Annotated in this window: 18 protein-coding genes; 10 read left to right on the forward strand and 8 right to left on the reverse strand. The window is 71.9% G+C overall.

The genetic code is table 11. The features are described from left to right. Window positions 1–35: 35 nt before the first annotated feature. The 4 genes from OG917_RS27445 to OG917_RS27460 all read right to left on the reverse strand — a co-directional run bounded on the left by OG917_RS27445 (window position 36) and on the right by OG917_RS27460 (window position 7,232). On the reverse strand, window positions 36–4,328 hold the full coding sequence (locus OG917_RS27445; protein ID WP_328320603.1) for a discoidin domain-containing protein: 4,293 nt from the start codon (window positions 4,326–4,328) through the stop codon (window positions 36–38). Between the two features lie 227 nt (window positions 4,329–4,555). Then, window positions 4,556–5,569 carry an NAD(P)/FAD-dependent oxidoreductase gene (locus tag OG917_RS27450; RefSeq protein WP_328320605.1) on the reverse strand — a complete coding sequence of 338 codons (1,014 nt, stop codon included), beginning with the start codon at window positions 5,567–5,569 and terminating at the stop codon, window positions 4,556–4,558. Further along, a complete protein-coding gene (locus tag OG917_RS27455) occupies window positions 5,566–6,111 on the reverse strand; it encodes an isoprenylcysteine carboxyl methyltransferase family protein (protein ID WP_328320607.1) in 546 nt (181 codons plus the stop codon). Before OG917_RS27455 ends, OG917_RS27450 begins: the two co-directional genes overlap by 4 nt. A 53-nt stretch (window positions 6,112–6,164) precedes the next feature. Further along, a complete protein-coding gene (locus OG917_RS27460) occupies window positions 6,165–7,232 on the reverse strand; it encodes a type III polyketide synthase (RefSeq protein WP_328320609.1) in 1,068 nt (355 codons plus the stop codon). A gap of 165 nt (window positions 7,233–7,397) precedes the next feature. On the opposite strand from OG917_RS27460, the gene OG917_RS27465 reads away from it, so the two are divergent. Continuing rightward, entirely contained in the window at window positions 7,398–8,267 is an 870-nt protein-coding gene (locus tag OG917_RS27465; protein ID WP_443059024.1) for a UbiA family prenyltransferase, read from the forward strand. A 78-nt stretch (window positions 8,268–8,345) separates the two neighbouring features. On the opposite strand, the gene OG917_RS27470 is transcribed toward OG917_RS27465, so the two are convergent. Further along, window positions 8,346–9,491 (reverse strand): D-alanyl-D-alanine carboxypeptidase family protein, encoded by a 1,146-nt coding sequence (locus OG917_RS27470; RefSeq protein ID WP_328320611.1) that lies wholly within the window; start codon window positions 9,489–9,491, stop codon window positions 8,346–8,348. Between the two features lie 367 nt (window positions 9,492–9,858). Between OG917_RS27470 and OG917_RS27475 the strand changes: the two genes are divergently transcribed. Next, window positions 9,859–10,338 (forward strand): hypothetical protein, encoded by a 480-nt coding sequence (locus tag OG917_RS27475; RefSeq protein WP_328320613.1) that lies wholly within the window; start codon window positions 9,859–9,861, stop codon window positions 10,336–10,338. Between the two features lie 82 nt (window positions 10,339–10,420). Here the strand turns inward: OG917_RS27475 and OG917_RS27480 are convergent, their stop codons facing one another. Next, window positions 10,421–10,825: a hypothetical protein gene (locus OG917_RS27480; RefSeq protein ID WP_328320615.1), complete on the reverse strand. Its 405-nt coding sequence runs from the start codon at window positions 10,823–10,825 to the stop codon at window positions 10,421–10,423. Window positions 10,826–11,382: 557 nt separating this feature from the next. Between OG917_RS27480 and OG917_RS27485 the strand changes: the two genes are divergently transcribed. From OG917_RS27485 to OG917_RS27520, 8 genes are all read left to right on the forward strand, one after another. Then, entirely contained in the window at window positions 11,383–12,336 is a 954-nt protein-coding gene (locus OG917_RS27485) for an urea transporter (protein ID WP_328320617.1), read from the forward strand. A 4-nt stretch (window positions 12,337–12,340) separates the two neighbouring features. Further along, entirely contained in the window at window positions 12,341–12,646 is a 306-nt protein-coding gene (locus tag OG917_RS27490; RefSeq protein WP_328320619.1) for an urease subunit gamma, read from the forward strand. Window positions 12,647–12,698: 52 nt separating this feature from the next. Next, the gene (locus OG917_RS27495) at window positions 12,699–13,166 is read left to right on the forward strand and encodes an urease subunit beta (protein ID WP_328320623.1); all 468 of its coding nucleotides are present in this window, start codon (window positions 12,699–12,701) and stop codon (window positions 13,164–13,166) included. Then, the gene (gene ureC, locus OG917_RS27500; protein ID WP_328320626.1) at window positions 13,166–14,890 is read left to right on the forward strand and encodes an urease subunit alpha; all 1,725 of its coding nucleotides are present in this window, start codon (window positions 13,166–13,168) and stop codon (window positions 14,888–14,890) included. The genes OG917_RS27495 and ureC overlap by 1 nt, the downstream gene beginning before the upstream one ends. 73 nt (window positions 14,891–14,963) lie before the next feature. After that, window positions 14,964–15,650 carry an urease accessory protein UreF gene (locus OG917_RS27505; RefSeq protein ID WP_328322221.1) on the forward strand — a complete coding sequence of 229 codons (687 nt, stop codon included), beginning with the start codon at window positions 14,964–14,966 and terminating at the stop codon, window positions 15,648–15,650. A gap of 103 nt (window positions 15,651–15,753) precedes the next feature. After that, a complete protein-coding gene (gene ureG, locus OG917_RS27510; protein WP_328322223.1) occupies window positions 15,754–16,431 on the forward strand; it encodes an urease accessory protein UreG in 678 nt (225 codons plus the stop codon). Next, complete coding sequence (locus OG917_RS27515) at window positions 16,428–17,369, forward strand: urease accessory protein UreD (RefSeq protein ID WP_443059025.1); 942 nt, start codon at window positions 16,428–16,430, stop codon at window positions 17,367–17,369. The genes ureG and OG917_RS27515 overlap by 4 nt, the downstream gene beginning before the upstream one ends. A 94-nt stretch (window positions 17,370–17,463) precedes the next feature. Then, a complete protein-coding gene (locus OG917_RS27520; RefSeq protein ID WP_443059026.1) occupies window positions 17,464–18,441 on the forward strand; it encodes an alpha/beta fold hydrolase in 978 nt (325 codons plus the stop codon). Window positions 18,442–18,587: 146 nt separating this feature from the next. Here the strand turns inward: OG917_RS27520 and OG917_RS27525 are convergent, their stop codons facing one another. Together OG917_RS27525 and OG917_RS27530 are read right to left on the reverse strand one after the other, a co-directional pair. Continuing rightward, window positions 18,588–19,232, reverse strand: a complete 645-nt coding sequence (locus OG917_RS27525; RefSeq protein WP_328320628.1) for a response regulator transcription factor — start codon at window positions 19,230–19,232, stop codon at window positions 18,588–18,590. Beyond that, on the reverse strand, window positions 19,229–20,461 hold the full coding sequence (locus OG917_RS27530; protein ID WP_443059027.1) for a sensor histidine kinase: 1,233 nt from the start codon (window positions 20,459–20,461) through the stop codon (window positions 19,229–19,231). Before OG917_RS27530 ends, OG917_RS27525 begins: the two co-directional genes overlap by 4 nt. Between the last annotated feature and the right edge of the window lie 255 nt (window positions 20,462–20,716).

A 20,716-nucleotide genomic window follows, 5' to 3' on the forward strand; every position in this document is an offset into this window, starting at 1 on the left:
GGATGTCCCGGCCGGGGCCCGCGCGCCGTGTGCCGCTACGGCAGGTTGTTGATGGTGAACGTGGACGTGGTGTTCTTGATGTCCTGAGCGTTGCCGCTCATCTTCAGGTTGTGGAACGTGACCTCGCCGACCGCCGGGCCCTGGCCCGACTCCGGCAGCTCGTTGGCCCAGACGCCGAAGCCGGACCTGGCGTCATAGGCGTCGCCGCTCTTCTTGGCGCCGGTGATCGTGACGTCGGTCAGGACGGTGTCCTTGATCGGGAACTGCGGCTGTCCTCCCACGTAGTTGGTCTGGAACATGATCCCGCTGTACGTCGGGTCGACGATGTCCACATCGTTGATCCGGATGCCCTGGAACACCTTCGACGCGGAGAACAGCCAGATCCCCGGGAACGTCTGACCGTTCCAGAAGTGACCGCCCGTCCGCTCCAGTGTGATGTTCTCCAGGGTGGTCGGATCGGTGCCGAAGCCGTTCATCGCGTACCCGAAGTCCAGCGAGCTGACCGTGACGCCCGCGTACACCAGGGTGTCCGCCACCCGGATGTTGCGGAAGGTGTTGTCGTAACCGCCGTAGACGGCCACCCCCGCCGCACGCCAGGTGAGCAGGGAGGTCAGGTTCTCGAAGACGTTGTTCTTCTCGTCCGCGCCCCCGGCGTCGATCGCCGAGAACAGCGCGAAGCTGTCGTCGCCGGTGGCCCGTGACTCGTTGTTGGTCACATGGTTGTCCGTGCTGCCGTTGGTCATGTTGATGCCGTCGGCGTAGGTGTCCCGGATCCGGGAGTTCTTGATGGTGACGCGGTCCGTGTTGGCGCCCCAGTAGAGGCACACGGTGTGTTCGTCCCAGATGTTGTCGATGGTGATGTCGGAGACGTTGGAGAAGTCGAAGACCTTGCCGGGGCCGTCGATCCGTGAGGTGTAGTTCCCGAAGTAGGCGAAGCCGGCGAACGACGAGCCGTTGGCCGTGGCTTCGGCGCGGAAGCCGATGTCGGTGTTGTCCTGCGACGACGGCGCGTGGAACCGGGTGAACCAGGGCCCGGCGCCGACCACGTGGACGGCCTTGCCGTACACCTGGAACTTGCTGGATGTCTCGTAGTCACCGGCAGGCAGATAGACCCCGGTCAGCTTGCCCGTGGTGTCCATCCGCACCTTGTCGAGCGCGTTCTGCACGTCCTGCTGGGAGAACCCGGCCGGGACGGTGTAGGCGGCCGGGTCCGGGTTGGGGGCCGCCGTGGCCTGTTCGGTGTTGACGAAGTCGATCGCGTACGTGGTGGTGTTGGCGGCGTCCTTCTGCAGCTTGATCTTGTGGCCCGCGGGGACGGTCATCCCCAGCTGGACATTGGCCTCGTCGTAGATGTGACGGGGAGCGCCGGACCCCGGGTCGTTGCCGGGTCCGGTCTCGGCGCCGTACAGCCAGGCGTACTTGGAGGTGAGGTCGACGGCTTTGAGGAAGGTGCCGTCGACATAGAGGTCCAGCGTGGAGTTGATACCGCCACCGGCCGGTGCGTCCGGTATGGAGAAGCGGGTGACGAGCGTGTTGGTGGCGGCCTTGGTGGTGAACTCGACCGACTGCCCCGTGCTGTTGAGCGTGACGGCCTTGCGGCCCGATGCCTCGCCCGCGAGGTCTCCGACGGTGCGGTTCGGTCCGACGACCTTGGCGCCGCCCGCCAGTACGCCGTCCTCGGCCTCGTAGCTGTCGTACGGCATGTCCGCGCCCCGCCCGATGAACAGCGACTGCGTGGAGGTGTTGTTGCCGCGCTTGACCGGCAGTTCGTTGCCGTCGTCCGCGATCACGGTCTTGATCCGGTACGTGCCGTTCACCGCGGTCCAGCTGCCGAGATCCAGCGGGGGAGCGGTGTCACCCGCCGCGATCGTCCCGGAGTAGGAGCCGGTGAGGGTCTTGACCGTGGCGCCCTTGGAGTCGGTCACGGTGAGGGTGACGGCGTGGGCGCCCGGGGCCGAGGCGACGCTGCCCTGGTTCTTGAGTGCCACCGAGAACTTCACCGTGTCCCCCGCGGAGGCGGAGCTGGGCGACCAGCCGACCGGGGATGCCACCAGGTCGGAGCTGGCGACCGGCTTGACCACCAGCGGGGAGGCGGCGGTGAAGGTGTTGTTTCCCTCGTTCGTCTCGACGACCTTGTTCGCCGGGTCGGCCTCGGCGCTCAGCGGGTAGCTGCCCGCGTCCCTGGCCCCGACGGAGCCGGTGACGGTCTTCGACTCACCCGCTGCCAGTGCGGGTACGGCGGCTGTTCCCGCTTTGGTGCCGCCGAGGGCGAAGTCGAGGTCGGTGGCGGCCGATGCCTGGGTGCCGCTGTTGGTGACGGTGGCCGAGAGGCTGATGTCATCGGACTCGACCGGCGCTGCGGGGGATGAGGTGATCTTGGTGACCTGGAGATCGGGGTTGGGCGCGGGGACGCCCATGACCTGGAACTCCGCTATCTGCCCCGCGGCGGAACCGGTGTTGGAGGTGATCTTCAGCTGGACGTCGGCAACCCGCCCGTTCACCGGGATGGTGACCGTGTTCTGGCTCGCGGGATCAAAGGTGTAGTCCTTGCCCGCCGCCAGACCGGTGAACGACGTGGCGCTCTGCTCACGCCCCAGTACCTGGATGTTCTGGGTCCTGGTGGCCCAGGAGCTGTCCGGGCTGAGCTTCAGGACGACGGAGCCGACATCGGCGTTGGAGCCGAGCTTCACGGTCAGCGTGTTCGGGTAGCTGCCTCCGGCGCCCTCCCAGTAGGTGCTGGTCTGCCCGTCGTTGGCGTTCTCGGCGGCGAAGGTGAAGACGGTGGAGGAGGCGCTGATCGGCTTGGACCTGGCCAGATCGGAGCCGCTCCCGGAGGAGCCGGGGCGGGTGACGGTGTTGCTGTTGCCCGAGACGTTCCCCGCCGCGTCCTTGGCCCGTACGTAGTAGGAGACCGTGGCACCGGCGGCCCGGCTGTCGGTGTACGTGGTCACATCGCCCGCGACGGACTTGGCCAGGTCGCCGTTGGCGTAGATGTCGTACCCGGTGACCTTCACGTTGTCGGTGGAGGCGCCCCAGGTCAGTCTGATGTCACCGGCGGACTGGGTGAACGCCAGATTCGACGGCGCGGTGGGCGCCTGGGTGTCCCCGGTGCTGCCCTTGCGGGTCACGGTGTTGCTGTTCGCCGACTGGTTCCCCGCGGCGTCGTGGGCCCGTACGTAGTAGGCGACCGTGGTGCCCGCCGGCTGGGTGTCGGTGTATGCAGTGACGTTCCCCGCGACGGAGGAGCGCAGCTCTCCGTTGGCGTAGATGTCGTAGCCGGTGACACCCACCGCGTCGGTCGATGCCTGCCAGGCGAGCTTGATCTGGCCGCCGGCGGGCTCGGTGTACGCGAGCCCCTGGGGAGCGGTCGGCGCCGTCACGTCGCCGGCCGCGGGACCGTAGATTTCGAGTTCCGACAACTGGCCCGCCGCCTGGACGGAGTTGGCCGTGATCAGTACGCGCAGGTAGCGGGTGGTCGTGGCGTCGAAGGAGATCGTTGCGGCCTGCCCGCCCGCCGCGTTGAAGGTGTAGTCCTTGGACGCGGTCAGATCCGTGAAGTCCGTGTTGTCGGTACTGCCCTGGATCTTCAGGGTCTGGGTGCGGGCACCCCAGCCGTCCGGCAGTCGCAGGACGACCTGGTTGATCCGTACCGCCGAGCCGAGATCGGCCTGGACCCACTGCGGCAGGGCGTTGTTCTTGCTCTCCCAGTAGGAAGCGCGGTTGCCGTCGTTCGCCTGGCCCGCTGTGTAGGTCTCCGTGTAGCTGCTGGCCGTCAGTGTCCTGCCGAGGGCGAGATTGCCCGAGGAGTCGGACGTGTCGGCGGAGTGGACTTCGAGCCCGGAGAGCTGGGCCTTGGGCCAGCCGGAGTTGGCGGTGATGTCGATGCGGACGTACCTGGCCCGGGTGGCGGGGAAGTCGACCGTCACGGTGTTGCTGTCGCCAGGGGCGAAGGTGTGGGCCGCGGACGCGGCGAGGGTGCTGTAGCCGGTTCCGTCGGTACTGCCCTGCACGGAGAAGGTCTGGCTGCGGCTCTCCCAGCCGGCCGGCAGCTTCAGTACGACCTGGTCGACCCGGGCGGTCGAGCCGAGGTCGGCCTCCACCCACTGGGGGAAGGTGCCGCTGGAACTCTCCCAGTACGTACTGGGGTTGCCGTCGGTGATGTTCGCCGCTCCGTACTCGGCCGCCGAGCTGGACGCGCGGGCGGGCCGGCCGGAGGCGAGGTCGGGTCCGCCTGCGGCCGCGGCGGACAGGGCCGGCAGTCCGAGCAGTAACAGGGCTGTCGCGAAGGCGGCCGTCAAGGCCCGCCAGCTGCTTCTGTGACGTGTCATCTACTGTCCCCATACTCGTCAAGTCCGAGTCTTGCGTTCAATTGTTGGAGAATTGCAGAGAGTTGTACGGAGGTCTACAGGTCTGACCGAGGTAATCGGCGGGTTCATGCCAAGTGAGCCCGGGTGTCGCATCGCGTGCTGCTGCAAGATGTGTGCAGAGAAACGGAATTACCCTGGCTCTACCTGCAACTACTGCATACAGAGGCCGTGTTGGACGGGCCGGCCGATCACTGCAGGAGGTGGACCGCCGCCGCGAAAGCGGCGGGCATCCGGGCCGCCGCGGGCACGACGAGGCCCGCGGCGCGGGGGCTGCCGCTGAAGGACAGCAGGGCTCCCGTCAGCATCCGGTGACGCCGGGTCAGCCGCTGCCAGGCAGCCTCGTAGTCGGCCGGTCGGCCGGCGGCGAGACAGCGCACCGCCGCAGCGGCACCGGCCAGGGCCAGGGCGATGCCCTCGCCGGTGAGCGCGTCGACGTATCCCGCGGCGTCACCGACGAGCAGCACCCGGCCTGCGACCCTGCGCCGTACCCGCTGGCGGAGCGGCCCCGCTCCCCGCACGCTGCTCGCGTGCGGCCCGTCCAGCGCCGCGCGGAGGGCCGGGAACCCGGCCAGGTGGTCGTCGTATCCGCGACGGCTGCGGCTCAGCACCGCGACCCCGACGAGCTCGTCGCCGACCGGGGTCACATACGCCTCGCCGTCCGCGGACCAGTGGACCTCCACGAAGTCGGTCCACGGGGCGCACCGGTAGTGCCGCCGCAGCCCGTAGCGGCCGGGGGAGCGGCCGGGCAGGTCGAGCCCCAGACCGCGGCGGACCGGCGAGTGCAGACCGTCCGCCGCCACCAGCCAGCGCGCGGTGAGCCCTGCGGCGGTGACCCGGTCGGGCCCCTGACGGACGTCGCCCGCCTTGCCCGCGACGATCCGTACACCCAGTTCACGGGCGCGCTCGTGCAGCGCCGCATGCAGCACCGTGCGGCGGATCCCGAGACCGGTACCGCCCCTGAAGGCCGCCTCGGCGCGGCGCCGGCCGTCGACATAGCGGATGCCGCGCAGCGCGTGCCCCGCCGGCCCGACCCCCAGCGCACGGAGCGCGTCGACCCCGCCGGGCATGACCCCTTCGCCGCAGGCCTTGTCGACCGGCGAGGTCCTGGGCTCCACGACGACGGCCTCCAGTCCGGCCAGCGCGGCATGGATCGCGGTGGCGAGTCCGGCGGGTCCGCCGCCCACCACCAGGACGTCGATCACGCCGCGATGTCTCCCGCCGGGGCGGACCGTGCGGACCAGGCGCCTGCCAGGGCGGCGTTCTCGCAGCGGATGCGGACGGTCAGCAGCACCGCGTTGAGCACGGTGAACGCCACCGCGGTGAGCCAGGCGGTGTGCACCAGCGGCAGCGCCACCCCCTCGGCGACGACGGCCACGTAGTTCGGGTGCCGCAACCACCGGTAGGGGCCGCCCTCCACCAGGGGCAGCCCGGGGACGACGATCACCCGGGTGTTCCAGCGCGGCCCCAGTGTGCTGATGCACCACCAGCGCAGCCCCTGGGCCGCCACCAGCACGGCGGCCATCGGCCAGGCCAGCGCGGGGACGAACGGCCGGCCCCCCAGCCAGGCCTCGGCCACACACGCCGCCAGCAGACCGGTGTGCAGGGCGACCATCGCCGGATAGTGGCCCTGCCCTGCGACCGTCGCGCCGCGCGCCATGCTCCAGCGCTCGTTGCGCCGGGCGACGACGAGCTCGGCGATGCGCTCGGCCGCGACAGCCGCCACCAGCAGCACGTACCAGATCATGAGGTCCTCCGAATCACTGCGTCTTCACGGCGTCCTGCGCGTCAGAGGGCGGCCTACCAGCGCAGCAGCACCAGTTCGCAGCTGAAGCCCGGCCCCATCGCCAGCAGCAGCCCCGGCGTGCCCGGCGCCGGGGGATCGCCTGCCAGGGTGTCGCGCAGTACGTGCAGCACCGACGAGGAGGACAGATTCCCCACGTCGGCGAGGTGGCGCCAGGTGACGCCGAGCGCCTCATCGGGGAGCCCCAGCGCCTCGGTGACGGCGTCGAGCACCTTGGGCCCGCCCGGATGGCAGACCCACGCGGCCACGTCCTTCGGCTTCAGCCCGTGGCCGGCGAGGAAAGCGGTCACGTCATCGGAGAGGTGACGGCGGATCACGTCCGGGACCGAGGGGTCGAGCACCACCTGGAAGCCGGAGCTCCTGATCTTCCAGCCCATGACGTGACCGGTGTCGGGGTAGAGCCGGCTGCGGGTGTCCACCACGGTCGGCCCCGGCGCGCTCCCCTCCGGGGCCGGGCGGTCCGGGCCGCACGCCACGACCGCAGCGGCGCCGTCGCCGAAGAGGGCGGTCGCGATCAGGTTGGCCATCGAGCTGTCGTCGCGCTGGAAGGTGAGGGAGCAGAGCTCGACGGAGAGCAGCACCGCGACGTGGTCCGGATGGCCGAGGAGGTAGTCGTGCACCCGGGCCAGGCCCGCCGCGCCCCCGGCGCAGCCCAGTCCGAAGAGCGGCAGCCGCCTGAGATCGGGGCGCAGCCCGAGCCGCCCGGCGAGGCGTGCGTCGATCGAGGGAGTGGCGATGCCGGTGACCGAGGTGAAGACCAGCAGATCCACATCCTCGGGACGCAGCCCGGCCGCGTGCAGGGCGCCACGGACCGCGGTGGCGCCGAGCTCCGTCGCCCCGGTGATGAACGCGTCGTTGGCGGCCCCGAACCCGTCCAGCTTCTCGTAGGCGTCGAGCGGCAGCGTCATGTGCCGGGAGCGGACCCGGGAGCTGTGGTGCAGCCGGTCGAGGACCCGCCGGTCGGTGCCTTCGGGTAGGCAGACCCGAGCGACCATGTCGGTGATCTCGTGCTGGGCGTGGCGGTGTGGTGCCAGGACACCGTGGACGGCTGCGATCCGGGTCATGTGTTCTCCCACCTCGGGGATGACGTGCCCTGCATTGCAGCATCCCTGCCCCGGGCGCGGCCCCCGACACCCTGGCCCGCGGCCCGGCCCGGCCGCCGATTCGCCCTTTCGCGTGGAGGGCGCGGGCAACCGCGGTGCGAGGCGGGCCGCGCCTACGATCACCGGGTGGGAACTCCCGAGCAGCCCCTGGCAGATGCGCCCGCCGTCCGCCGGGGCGGTGTCGCGGTGGCCCTGGCCGGTTCGTGCCATCCCGGTCCTGTCGCCGCGGTCACCGCACTGATGACCGCGCTCGCGGTGTCGGCGGGCCAGGGCCCCGCGCGGTCCGTGCTGACGGCGTCCGCCGTCCTCACCGGGCAGCTGTCCGTCGGCTGGTGCAACGACGCGGTCGACGCCCGCCGGGACAGGGCGGCGGGCCGCCGCGGCAAGCCGGTCGTGGACGGCTCGGTCGGCGTACGGACCGTATGGGCCGCCGCGTTCACCGCGCTGGCGCTCTGCGTACCGCTGTCGTTCGGCTGCGGCCCGTGGGCGGGCGCCGTCCATCTGACCGGGGTCGCCTGGGCCTGGGCGTACGACCTCGGGCTCAAGGCGACTGTCTGGTCCTGGCTGCCGTACGCGGTGGGTTTCGCCGCGCTGCCCGCCTTCGTCGCCCTCGGGCTGCCGGGACAGCCGTGGCCCGCCTGGTGGATCGTCACGGTGGGCGCCCTGCTGGGGATCGGCGCCCACCTGGGCGACGTCCTGCCCGACATCCGCAGCGACCTGGCGCTCGGGGTGCGCGGCTGGCCCCACCGGTTCGGCCCCGGCGGAGCACGGCTGCTGCTCCCGGTCCCGCTGGTGGCCGCGTCGGCCGTCCTCGTACTGGGCCCCGCGGGGCCGCCCTCCGGCGGGGCCCTCGTGGCGCTCGCCGCTGCGACGGCGGCTGCCGTCGCGGGGACGCTGATCGGCCGCCGCCGGGAGCGGGCCGCGTTCGCCGCGGCGGTCTGTGTGGCCGCGGTCGATGTGGCGCTGCTGCTGTACAGCGGCGCCGCCATCGCCTGACCGGACCCCCGCGCCGCCCCGGGACGGCCGCTCGGGCCCCACCGGATCAGGGCGGGCCGCGGCGGCCCTGGAAGCGGGTCACCGGCGCATCCGCCGCCGCATCAGCCAGAGCGACGCGGAGAGCGAGACGAGCAGGGCCCCGACGGCCGCGATGCCTCCCAGCGTCGATGCCTTCTTGGTCGTGGAGTGATGGCTCGCCACGAGGGCCGCGCCCTGGGGCGGCTGCGCCGGGCCAGGGGCCGAGCCGGTGGTGGTGGTCGCGACCGCGGGCCGGAGCGAGCCGGTCGGCCGTACTCGGCCGGACGCGGCGAAACCCCAGTCGAGGAGCGCGCGTGCGTCCTCGTAGACGGTGCCCTCCTGAGGGTTCATCACGGTGACGATCAGCGTGCGGCTGCCCCGGTGGGCCGCCGCGATCAAGGTGTTGCCCGCCTCGGTGGTGTAGCCGTTCTTGACCCCGATGAGACCCGGGTAGGGGCTGACGTCCGGCGTCCCCGCCAGCAGGCGGTTGGTGTTCTGGATCTCGAACGGGGCGCCCGCCCGGCCGGTCCTGTCCAGCCCGCCGGGGAACTTCGCGAGGCTCGTGGAGCAGTACCGGGCGAACGCCGGGTCGGCCAGCCCGGTCCTGCCGAAGACCGCGAGGTCGAAAGCCGAGGAGTACTGGCCGGGCGTGTCGTAACCGTCAGGGGACATGACGTGGGTGTCCCTGGCCCCCAGCTGCGCGGCGCGCTCGCGCATCTCGTCCGTGGTCTTCTGCCAGCCGCCGTTCATGGAGGCCAGTACGTGGACCGCGTCGCCGCCCGAGCGGAGGAAGACCCCCCGCCACAGGTCGTCCACCCGGTAGGCGCGCCCCTCGACGACTCCGACCTGGCTGCTTCCCTCACCGAGTCCGTTCAGATCCGCGCTGGTCACGGTGTGCAGCTTCTGCGCCGGCAGGTGCGGCAGCACCGTGAGGGCGAACAGCGTCTTGAGGGTGCTGGCCGGGGGCAGACGGCGGTGGGAGTCCTTCGAGGCCAGCACATCGCCGGTGGTGGCGTCGGCGACCACCCAGGAGAGCGCCGACACCTGCCCGGGCAGCGCCGGGGCGCCGGCCCCGCCTCCCGTCGCGCCGGGCCGTCCCACGCCGGGCTGCGGGGCCAGCGCGGCGCAGGGGGCGATCGCGGCGACGCTCGTGGCCACCACCGCAGCTCCCGTGCAGAGGATTTGTACGATTGGTCTGATGATCATTCAGTCACGGTAAAAACACTGGGCGTTACCCGCATCTCGGAGGCCCGCGGAGGGGTACGAACGGCCGAAGCCCGCCTGCGGCGCATCTCGGAGGCCCTCGGAGGTGCCGGGACGGCGACGCTGACCTGTCCGGCGCAATCCGGCGCCCCGTTCGGGTGGCCGGACTCGCGTGCGAGGACGAACCGGCCTACCGTGGCCCGGCAGTGGTGTCCGTTCCCCGCTGAGCGCCGGTCCGCGGGACGTAGCCTGCCCGTGCGCGTGCTGCCGTGCCCCGCGGCTCTGCCGGCCGCAGCCGGTCGCCGCAGCGCCCTCGCCGCAGTCCCGCTGTCGCGGTCCAGTACCCGCATCGTGTGCCCGGAGGTGTCCAATGCGCTTGTCGAGTATCGGGGCGGCCGTCCTGCTGAGTGCCGCTGTGCTGTCGCCGGCCCACCCGGCCGCCGCGGGCGACGGCAGCGGCGCCCCCGCGTTCGCCTACACCGTGTCACCCGGCTCGGTCGCCCCCGGCGGCTCGGTCACCCTCGGTGCCACCGGGTGCCGTGCGTCCGCCGTGACCGTGTCGTCCGGCGCCTTCCGCCCCGTCACGCTCCATCACGGACAGCCGGCGACCGTCGTCGTCGACCCGGACGCCAGGGCCGGGAAGCGGTACGACGTGACCTTCGCCTGTGCGGGGCAGCGGGGCGCCGCCTCACTGGCGCTCTCCGGCGCCCGGGACAAGCGCGTAGCGGCCGTCCTCAGCGGTTCGCTGACCGACCTGGACACCACCGAGCTGGTCGCGGGCGGTGTCCTCATCGCCGCGGCCCTCGGCGGGGTTCTTCACCTGCGCCGCCGCGCCGCCCTGGCACGGTAGCCCCGGGGGGCGCCGTCCGTGACGGTCCGGCGGCGCGGACCCCGGCGGGCTGCCGCGCCGCCGGGGTCCGTGCTGCCCGGGCTCACCGTGCCGCGCACTCCGCCCTGATCAGACGCGCCGCGTACCGCGCGTCGAGAGCCGGACTGGAGAAGCTGTCCGGATGCGCGCACATCCGGGCGCGGCCCGCCGCGGTGGTGCCCCGCCAGCTGAGCCGTACGGTCTGCTCGGTGAACGCGCGCCGGTCGTACGGCGGGGGATTGGTGTCGCCCTCCGTGCGCGGCGCCGACGGCTCCGCGGCTGCCGCCCGCCTGGCCGACGGCTCCGCGGCTGCCGCCCGCCTGGCCGACGGCTCCGCGGCTGCCGCCCGCCCGGCCGCCGGCTCCGCGGCTGCCGGGCGGGCCGTATGGCCCGGGGTGACCGCGCCCGCGGTGAGGGTGGCGCACAGGACTGCCGTGGCGAGCGCGGTACGGATCAGTACGGGGTGCATGGCGGGGCTCCTTCGGCTCGTCGAAGGCGGTGGCGGGGCGAGCCGCCGAGAGGCGGTCTGCGCGGGTCCTCGCACGGCCGTCGCGGCGATCGCGGCGACGGTGCGGCCGGACTCCGCCGCGCTGGGAGAGATGTCGCTCTGCCGGGACGGCGGGGAGGCGTGGGGCAGAAGCTGCCGGAGCCGTTCCAGCATGGCCGTGGCGTCAGGGCCCCGCAACCGGGTACGAATTCCGGGGCGAAATGCCTGGTGGGCGGGGTGCGCCGCAGCCCAGGCCAGGTTGGGTCAAATGACAGGTATGAAGCATTCAACAAAAGTTCAACCTCTTACCAAGACTTGCGGCCCGACCGGCAGGTGCAGGCCGCGGCGGGCCGGTCCTGCGCCGTATCCCAACAGCGGTTATGCCGTACCGTACCGCTCCGGACACGCTCGGTGTCCGAAGTGCGCGACACTGTGCCGCTTTCGCCGGGCGTACGGTTTTCAACAGAAAGTTGATCTCGCGCCAGCCCGCGCTCGACAAGGGGATCTGGTCAAATCGCCATGTCCTCAAGGGAGTAGACATGTCTGCGGCGGAACAGGCGGTGCAGCGAAAGAGCCGGGCGCCGCTCCGGATCGGGCAGGTGCAGCTGAGGGGCATAGCCCAGGTGGCACTCAGCGCGAACCCGTGGACCGGACTGCTGTTCACTGTCGCGCTGTTCGCCGGGGGATGGCGCACCGGGGTCTACGGGCTGCTCGGTGCCGGCGTGTCCACCGCGACCGCGGCCTTACTGGGGGCCGAGCGCGGCAATCTCGTCAAGGGACTTGACGGCTACTGCGGTTGCCTGACCGGTATAGCCCTCCTCGCCACTTTCGGCTCCTCGGGGCGGACCCTCCTGCTGGCGGTGCTCGGCGCCGCTGTCTGCGCGGTCCTGAGCGCGGCGGCCGGCCGGCTCTTCGGGCGCGTCGGACTGCCCGTGCTGACGGCCCCGTACTGCCTGGTCGCCGGAGTGCTGGTGATCGCGCTCCCGACCGCCCCCGCCGTGGCCGGGGCCGCTCCGCGGGCCGGCGGGTTCACCGCACTGACCGCCGCCCAGGCCGGCCGGGCCTTCTGCGACAACGTCGGTCAGGTCTTCTTCCTCGACAAGTGGTACGCGGGCCTGATCGTGCTCGTCGGACTCCTCGTCACCTCACGCGTCGCCGCCGCCGCGGCTGCCGGTGCCAGCGCCCTCGCGCTGCTGACCGCCTGCACGGCAGGGCTGCCCGCCGACCGCATCACCGAAGGCCTCTACGGGTACAACGCCGTGCTCTGTGCCATCGCGCTGGCCGCCACCTTCCTCACACTCACTCCGTGGACCGCCGGGTACGCCGCGCTCGCTGTCGTGGCCTCGGTCCCCTTCACCGCCGCCTGGGAGGCGTTCACCCGGCCGTCCGGCGGATCCCCCTTCACCTGGCCGTTCGTTGTGACGACCTGGCTCTTCCTCGCGGCGGGTCCAGCGCTGGGCCGGCCCGGCATCTCATTCGAGAAAGCAGAGTGACGCCATGAATCTCTCCCCACGTGAAATCGACAAACTCCACGTCTATGTGGTGGCCGACCTGGCCCGCCGCCGCAGGGCCAGGGGGACCAAGCTCAACTACAGCGAAGCCGCCGCCCTGATCACCGAAGCCGTCCTGGAGGCGGCCCGCGACGGGCACACGGTCGCCGAGTGCATGGAGCTCGGCCGCAAGATCGTCGCTCAGGACGACGTGATGCCCGGAGTGCGCGAGATGCTCACGGTCCTCCAGGTCGAGACGGCATTCGTCGACGGGACGAAGCTGGTCACCTGTCACGACCCGATCAGCGCCTGAAGCCTGAACCCCGAAGCCTGAACCCCGAAGCCTGAACCACGAGGAGACAGAGATGTCGGGCGGAGCCCATTACCTCTACGGGGACGACCCCGTGGAGATCAACGCCAACCGGGCCACGGTCAGGCTCACGGTCGCCAACACCGGCGACCGAGCCGTCCAGATCGGCTCCCACTACCACTTCTTCGAGATCAACCGCGCGCTGCGCTTCGACCGTGAAGCCGCCTACGGTATGCGCCTGGACATCCCCTCCGGCACCGCCGTGCGCTTCGAGCCCGGCGACACCCGGGAGGTCGGCCTCTGCGCGTTCGCCGGCACCGGGCGGCTCGTCGGATTCGCCGGGCTCGTCGACGGGGGCCTGTCGGCACCCGACACCAAACGCAACGCGCTGCGCCGCGCCGCGGAGCTCGGGTTCACCCAGCCCGCCGGCGCCCCGGCTACGGGCGTCGAGGGGAACACGCCAGGCGCCGGCAGCACCAGGAGCGCCAAGGGCGCCAAGGGCACCAAGGGAGCTCACAACTGATGGCGATCATCCCGCGCAAGCAGTACACGGACCTGTTCGGCCCCACCGTGGGCGACCGGTTCCACCTCGCCGACACCAACCTGGTCGTCGAGGTCGAGTACGACCACAACGCCGGCTCCTACGGCGAGGAGGCCGTCTACGGCGGCGGCAAGGCCATCCGCGACGGCATGGCCCAGGACCCGTCCGCCCTCAGCCGCGAGGGCGCACTCGACCTGGTCATCACCAACGTGGTGGTCATGGACCCGGTGCTCGGCATCGTCAAGGGCGACATCGGTGTCCGCGGCGGTCTGATCGTCGGCGTCGGCAAGGCCGGCAACCCGCACCTGCAGAACGGCGTCGACCCCAAGCTCGTGATCGGCCCCGGCACCGAGGTGATCTCCGGCGAGCACATGATCGCCACCGCGGGCGGCGTCGACACACACATCCACTTCATCTCGCCGCAGCAGGCCCAGGAGGGGCTGTCCAACGGCATCACCACCTTCTTCGGCGGCGGCACCGGCCCCACCGACGGCACCAACGGCACGACTTGCACCCCCGGCCCGTGGAACATCCACCGGATGCTGGAGGCGGTGGAGGACCTGCCGGTCAACGTGGGTCTGCTCGGCAAGGGCAACGGCAGCCAGCCCGAGGCACTCCGCGAGCAGATCGAGGCGGGCGCGGCCGGGCTGAAGGTGCACGAGGACTGGGGCGCGACCCCGGCCACCATCGACACCGCCCTCCGGGTCGCGGACGAGTACGACGTCCAGATGGCCATCCACACGGACACCCTCAACGAAGGCGGCTTCTTCGAGGACACCCTGTCCGCGATCAATGGCCGGACCATCCACACCTTCCACACCGAGGGCGCGGGCGGCGGCCACGCCCCGGACATCATCCGGGTCTCGGGCGAGGCCAACGTCCTGCCGGCCTCGACCAACCCCACGCTGCCGTACACGGTCAACGCGGTCGACGAGCTGCTCGACATGGTGATGGTCTGTCACCACCTGTCCCGCGACATCCCCGAGGACGTCTCGTTCGCCGACAGCCGGGTCCGGGCCGAGACGATCGCCGCCGAGACCGTGCTGCACGACCTCGGGGTGATCAGCATCTTCTCGTCGGACTCCCAGGCCATGGGCCGGGTCGGCGAGTCGTTCATCCGGGCCTTCCAGACCGCGCACCACTGCAAGGAACTGCGGGGCCCGCTCGCGGAGGACAGCTCCCGCAACGACAACGCGCGCGTGCTGCGGTACCTGGCCAAGCTGACGATCAACCCGGCCATCGCGGTCGGGGCCGCCGACGTGATCGGGTCCCTGGAGCCGGGCAAGCTCGCCGACATCGTGCTCTGGCCGATCCACTCCTTCGGCGCCAAGCCCAAGATGATCATCAAGGGCGGCATGGTCAACTGGGCCCTGATGGGCGACCCCAACGCGTCCCTGCCGACGCCGCAGCCCGTCTACTACCGCCCGATGTTCGGCTCGTACGGCCGCGCCAAGCAGCAGACGTCGGTCACCTTCATGTCGCAGGCGTCCATCGCCGCCGGCGTCCCCGGCGAGCTGGGCCTGCAGCGGCGGGCCGAGCCCGTGCAGCGCTGCCGGACCATCGGCAAGCAGAACATGGTGCGCAACGACGCGCTGCCCCGCATCGAGGTGGACCCTGAGACGTACAAGGTCACGGTCGACGGCGAACCCGCGACGATCGAACCGGCCGAGCGCCTCCCGCTCAACCACCTCTTCTACATCGTCTGACCGCCCGGCGGCCGGACGGCCGCGGACCAGGACCACCATCTCGCACGAACGGAGCCCCGGCGTGAACGACCCGATGCCCACGGCCGCGCTGCTGACCGGGCTCCAGCTGACCGACTCGGCCTTCCCCAGCGGCTACTACACCCTCTCCCACGGCCTGGAGGGCTTCCAGCAGGCCCGCGCGGTGACCCCGCGCACCCTGCCCGGGCTCCTGCACGACCTGCTGCGCCACAGTGCGGGGCCCGCCGACGCCACCGCGCTCGCGCTCGCCCACCGCGCCGCCACCGCCGGCGACTGGGCGGAACTGACCGCGGTGGAACAGCGGCTGCACGCCACCAAACTGGGCCGTGAGGCCCGGCAGGCATGCGTCCGCACCGGGCGCCAGCTGCTCGACCTCGCAGCGGAGGTCTACGGGACCCCGCAGATCGAGCAGTACCGCACCCTGTACCGCGACGGCGCCGTACCCGGCTGCCAGCCGGTCGTCGCCGCCGTGGTCCACGCGGGCAACGCGGTACCCGTACGGCAGGCGGTCACCTGCGAACTGTTCGCTTTCGCGGCCAGTTTCGTGGGGGCCGCCCTCCGGCTGCGGCTGACGGACCACCGGCAGGCGCAGGTCGTCCTGCACCGGGCGGCGCCGGTGATCGAGGAGGCGGTGGAAGCCGCACTGCAGCGGGAGGCCGGCGACATCGGCGGCTTCGTCCCGATGGCCGACGTCATGGCCGGCCGCCACGAGCGTGCGGAGGCACGGCTGTTCGCCAGTTAGGCGGAGTGCGGTGCGTGCCCGGCCGGCCGTACGGACCAGGACGGCACCGCGTGCCACCCCCGCGAAGACACCACACCAGAGAAGGATCACCATGCACGACCCCATGCAGGCCCGGCACCACCACAGCGACGACGAGCTCCTGCGCCGCCCGAAGGACGGCGTCCTGCGGGTCGGGATCGCAGGTCCGGTCGGTTCGGGGAAGACGGCTCTCATCGAGGCGCTCGTCCCCATACTGTTCGCGCGCGGCCGCACCCCCGCCGTCATCACCAACGACATCTTCACCTCAGAGGACGCCGAGCACGTCCGGCGCACGCTGGACGGGATCCTCGACGCGGACCGTATCGTCGGTGTCGAGACCGGAGCCTGCCCGCACACCGCGGTCCGGGACGACCCCACGATGAACCAGGCGGCCGCCGACGAACTCCTGGAGCGCCACCCCGATGTGGACACGCTGCTCTTCGAGAGCGGCGGCGACAACCTGACCCTCACCTTCAGCCCCGCGCTGGTCGACCTCTTCCTGTTCGTCCTGGACACCGCCGAGGGTGACAAGATGCCGCGCAAGCGGGGCCCCGGCATCACCGAGTGCGAACTGCTGGTCATCAACAAGGTCGACATCGCCCAGTACGTACGGTGCGATCTGGGCGTGATGGAGTCGGACGCGCGCCGTGTCCGGGAGGGGCGCCCGGTGGTGCTGACCAACTCCCTCACCGGAGAAGGCCTCGACACCATCGCCGATTTCGTCCTGGCCCACGAAGCCGCCCAGGCGGCGGCTTCCGCGTGACCACGGCGCCCGCGCGGCTGGACCCCGCGCACTACGAACCCCGGCGGACCCCGGCCCGGCTGCTTGGCCTCGCCGGCCCGCCGGACACCCTGGCCGCCGGGCGCCCCGGCAAGGTCGGCCTGCTCGAACTGCGGTACGCGCGCATCGGCGACCGCACCGAACTCGTCGACCGCTACCAGAAGTCACCGCTCCAGATCATGCGTCCGCTGTACATCGACCCGCAGCGGCCCGACCTGCCGGTGACCTATCTGATGTCGACCGGGGGAGGCATCCTGCAGGCCGACCGGAACCGGATCGACATCGACTGCGGCCCTGGATCATCGGTGCACCTCACGACGCAGGCCGCCACCAAAGTGCACCGCATGGAATTCGACCACGCGACCCAGACCGTCAACCTCACCGCCGGGGCGGACAGTTACGTCGAGTACCTGCCCGATCCGCTGATCCCCTACCGGGACGCGCGCTTCTACCAGCACACCCTGGTGACCGCCGATCCCACGGCGACCGTGCTGCTGGGCGAGACGATCGCGGCCGGGCGCCTCGCCCGGGGCGAACGGCACGCCTACCGCATGCTCTTCAGCGACCTGGAGGTCCAGCGCCCCGGCGGCTCGCTGCTGGCGGTCGACTCGGTGCGCCTCGTACCGGACGGGCCGGGCGGGGTGAGCGGACCCGCGGTCTTCGCCGGCCACGATCTGATGGCATCGCTGTACGTACTCACCCCGCTGGCGCCCGCCGCCCTCGTCGCCGACACTCTCCACGACGCCCTGCTCGACTCCGGCCTGATCTTCGGTGTGAGTGTCCTGCCGGACGACGCGGGGGCGTGGGTCCGCCTCATGGGCAGCGATTCCCCGGCGGTCACCCGCGCGCTGCGCACCGCGTGGGACGCCGTGCGCCGCCTGCTCATCGGGGTGCCGGCCCCGGATCTGCGCAAGACCTGAGGACGGCCGCACCACCCGCCCGCGCGGCGCCGGGGCCCAGGCCGTGCGATCGGCCCGGGTGCGCGCGGGCGGGCGGTGCTGGGAGACTCCCGGTATGCCGATCGCCGAAGTCTCGCCCGGAGTGTCCCTCGCGTACGAGACCTTCGGCGACGCCTCTGATCCGGCGGTCCTGCTGGTGATGGGCTTCAGTGCTCAGATGATCGCCTGGCACGAGGACTTCTGCCGTGCTCTCGCGGCACGCGGCCGGTATGTGATCCGGTACGACAACCGTGACTGCGGGCTCTCCACCACATTCGACGACCACCCCGTCGACAGGGGCCGGTTCATCGACGCGGTGAGCTCGGGGAACATCCCCTCCGCCCTCGCGATGGTGCCCTACACGCTTCAGGACATGGCCGACGACGGCCTCGGCCTACTCACCCGGCTCGGTATCGACCGGGCTCACGTGGTCGGATCGTCGATGGGCGGCATGATCGCCCAGACCATGGCCATCAGCCGGCCGGCGCGCGTGCTGAGCCTGACGTCGATGATGTCCTCGACCGGCGAGCCCGGCTACGGCCGGGCCGGCGCCGGGGCCCAGGCCGTGCTCCTCAGCTCGAAGCCATCGGATCGCGAGGGGTACATCGCGGCGGCGGAGGCAGAGATGGTGTGGGCCTCCAGGCGGTACGGCAGCCCGGCGCTCCTGCGCGAGCTGGCCGCCGAGAGCTACGACCGCGCGTACTACCCGGCCGGAGCGGGCCGGCAGCTCGGGGCCATGATCCTCGGTGGCTCCCGCGCGGACGCGCTCCGCGGGCTTCGGGTGCCGACCCTGGTGATTCATGGTCTGGACGACACACTGATCGATTCCGACGGCGGGAAGCCATCCCCGACATGGGGCACGACCGCCCCCGCGAACTCTGGCCCAGGATCATCGACGCGCTGGACGCGCACACCCGCTGAGCGCTCCCTCCCGCACGGGTTCCCCGGGACCGGCCCCGGGCTGTGCGCCCTGCCGCCGGGCCGGGGGAGGGCTCCGGAGGGAACACCAGGCAGCGCGGCCGACCCGCTTGCCTTCCTGAGGGCTGTCCCGTAATCCCTGGTGGATCAGCGCGGGGCGTCAGATGCGGTGCATCGCAAGGCGGAGGGGCGCTCGCATACTGGATGTATTCGGGCGTTCCGACGACGCGGCGAGGCGCCGTAGCTGTCGTCGTGCGCCCGCCGGGGATTACAGGGCAGCCCTTAGGGGATGAGGCGCTGCTCCTTCGCCACCACGACCGCGCCCGCCCGCGTCTCGACGCCCAGCTTGCTGTAGATACGGCCCAGGTGGGTCTTGACGGTCGCTTCGCTGATGAACAGGGCCCGGGCGATATCGCGGTTGCCGAGTCCGTGGGCGAGCTGGGCGAGGATGTCCAGTTCCCGTGCGGTGAGCGAGGGCTGTGGGCTGCGCATCCGTGCCATCACCCGGCTGGCGACCGGCGGCGAGAGCGCCGTACGGCCCTGCGCGGCCGCGTGGATCGCGGCGAACAGCTCCTCGGGGCGCTCGGCCTTCAGCAGATAGCCGGTCGCCCCGGCCTCGATCGCGCGCGTGACGTCCGCGTCCGTGTCGTACGTGGTCAGGACGAGGACGCGGGGGCCGTGCGGGGGGAGTGCGGCGGACGTGATGCGTCGAGTGGTCTCGACACCGTCCATGCCCGTGCCGAGCTGGAGGTCCATGAGGACGACGTCCGGGATCAGCTTGGCGGCGAGCGCCACGGCCTCGTCGCCGGTGCCCGCCTCGCCCACCACATCGATGCCGGGCGCGCTGCCGAGCAGGGCGAGCAGCCCCGCGCGGACGACGGCGTGGTCGTCGCAGACGACGATACGGACCGGGGACGGCGTACTCACGGGCTCTCCGGGGGCGGCGGCGGGACGGGTGCGGTCAGCGGGACCGACACGGACAGGACGGTGCCGTGGCCCGGCGCCGATTCGATGGTGAGGGTCCCCCCGAGCTGCCGGGCGCGCGCCCGGATGGCCGGAAGTCCGTGCCCGCGCCCGCCCTGCCCTGACCGGGACGGCCGCACCCCGGACGGCCCGGCTTCGAAACCCCGTCCGTCGTCCGCGATGTCGAGGACCACCTGGTCGTCCAGGCTGGTCAGGGTCAGCGCTGCGGTCGTGGCACCGGAGTGCTCGCGCACATTGGCCAGACCCCCCTGGGCGATCCGCAGCAGCGCGTACCGCACCCGTTCGGGCAGCGCCGCTCCGGCGCCTTCGGCGTGGAAGCGTACGGCGACCCCGGCGCCGGACTCCCGCTGGGCCAGGGCCCGCAGCGCCTCCTCAAGGCCGCCGTCCGGTGCCTCTGACTCCGCCAGGTCGACGGGGGCCAGATCCCTCACGAAGCGGCGCGCCTCGGCGAGTCCGCGCTCGGTGACCGACTCCGCCGTACGCACGTGGGTGCGGGCGAGCGCCCGGTCGGTCTCCCAGATCCGGTCGGCCGCCTGGAGCAGCATCTGCTGACTGGAGAGGGACTGCGCGAGGGTGTCGTGGATCTCCATGGACAGCCGCTGGCGCTCGGCGAGCATGCCCTCGCGGCGCTCGGTGGCGGCCAGTTCGCGGCGGGTGCGGAGCAGGTCGCCGATCAGGGCGCGCTGCCGGTCCGTCTGGCGCTCCATATGGAGGAAGACAGCGGTGGCGAGCGCGGCGACGGCGGGCGGGGCGAGGAGCCGGTCGGCGTCGAACCGGCCGGCGAGTTCCAGCTGCGCGGCGACGACCAGAGCGGTCAGCAGCCCCACGAGGACGAGGGCGGCGCGCGTCGGCAGCGTGCGCAGACCCGTGTAGAAGAGCGGCACCGCGCACCACGCGAAACTCGGCGCCAGCAGGACGAGGACCACCCAGACCGCGACCACCACGGTCAGCCAGGCCAGCCGACGGGGCGTGGGGCGCGCGCCGAGCGGAGGGCCGAACACGTACAGCACGGCCAGCACGCCGGAGAGCGCGATGATCCAGGGGAGGCGCGCCTCGCCCGGGTGCCGGACCAGGAAGCGGGTGAGGGCGCCGCCGAGCAGCAGGAAGAACGCCACGTGCATGACGGCGGCGAGCCACCCGGCGTCCGGGTCGGCTTCTGCGTGCTGGGCCACGGCGGGGCTCCCCTCGTCTCGTTCGCGTCGTGCGGCGCAGGCCTGCGGCCGGCCTCGGACCGCCCCACAGGGCAAACACCCTCATTGTGGTCGATCGCGGCGAGGGCTGCGTCAACCGATCGGATGACCCGGCCATCAGCCGGTCCGCGCCCGGTACGCAGCCGGTACGCCGACGGGCCGGGCCCGGGTCCGGACCCAGGATGGAGACCGGAGCGGACGACGGGACGGGAACTGCACGGCAGCCACCCCGCCCGG

Origin of the sequence: Streptomyces sp. NBC_00388, from assembly GCF_036061255.1 — a bacterium.
Taxonomy (GTDB): domain Bacteria; phylum Actinomycetota; class Actinomycetes; order Streptomycetales; family Streptomycetaceae; genus Streptomyces.

Excerpts from the sequence above, each read along its gene's own strand:
- OG917_RS27445 (WP_328320603.1), bottom strand. The coding sequence starts at position 4,328 with ATGACACGTCACAGAAGCAGCTGGCGGGCCTTGACGGCCGCCTTCGCG.
- OG917_RS27455 (WP_328320607.1), bottom strand. The coding sequence starts at position 6,111 with ATGATCTGGTACGTGCTGCTGGTGGCGGCTGTCGCGGCCGAGCGCATC.
- OG917_RS27460 (WP_328320609.1), bottom strand. The coding sequence starts at position 7,232 with ATGACCCGGATCGCAGCCGTCCACGGTGTCCTGGCACCACACCGCCAC.
- OG917_RS27470 (WP_328320611.1), bottom strand. The coding sequence starts at position 9,491 with ATGATCATCAGACCAATCGTACAAATCCTCTGCACGGGAGCTGCGGTG.
- OG917_RS27475 (WP_328320613.1), top strand. The coding sequence starts at position 9,859 with ATGCGCTTGTCGAGTATCGGGGCGGCCGTCCTGCTGAGTGCCGCTGTG.
- OG917_RS27480 (WP_328320615.1), bottom strand. The coding sequence starts at position 10,825 with ATGCACCCCGTACTGATCCGTACCGCGCTCGCCACGGCAGTCCTGTGC.
- OG917_RS27485 (WP_328320617.1), top strand. The coding sequence starts at position 11,383 with ATGTCTGCGGCGGAACAGGCGGTGCAGCGAAAGAGCCGGGCGCCGCTC.
- OG917_RS27490 (WP_328320619.1), top strand. The coding sequence starts at position 12,341 with ATGAATCTCTCCCCACGTGAAATCGACAAACTCCACGTCTATGTGGTG.
- OG917_RS27495 (WP_328320623.1), top strand. The coding sequence starts at position 12,699 with ATGTCGGGCGGAGCCCATTACCTCTACGGGGACGACCCCGTGGAGATC.
- ureC (WP_328320626.1), top strand. The coding sequence starts at position 13,166 with ATGGCGATCATCCCGCGCAAGCAGTACACGGACCTGTTCGGCCCCACC.
- OG917_RS27505 (WP_328322221.1), top strand. The coding sequence starts at position 14,964 with ATGCCCACGGCCGCGCTGCTGACCGGGCTCCAGCTGACCGACTCGGCC.
- ureG (WP_328322223.1), top strand. The coding sequence starts at position 15,754 with ATGCAGGCCCGGCACCACCACAGCGACGACGAGCTCCTGCGCCGCCCG.
- OG917_RS27520 (WP_443059026.1), top strand. The coding sequence starts at position 17,464 with ATGCCGATCGCCGAAGTCTCGCCCGGAGTGTCCCTCGCGTACGAGACC.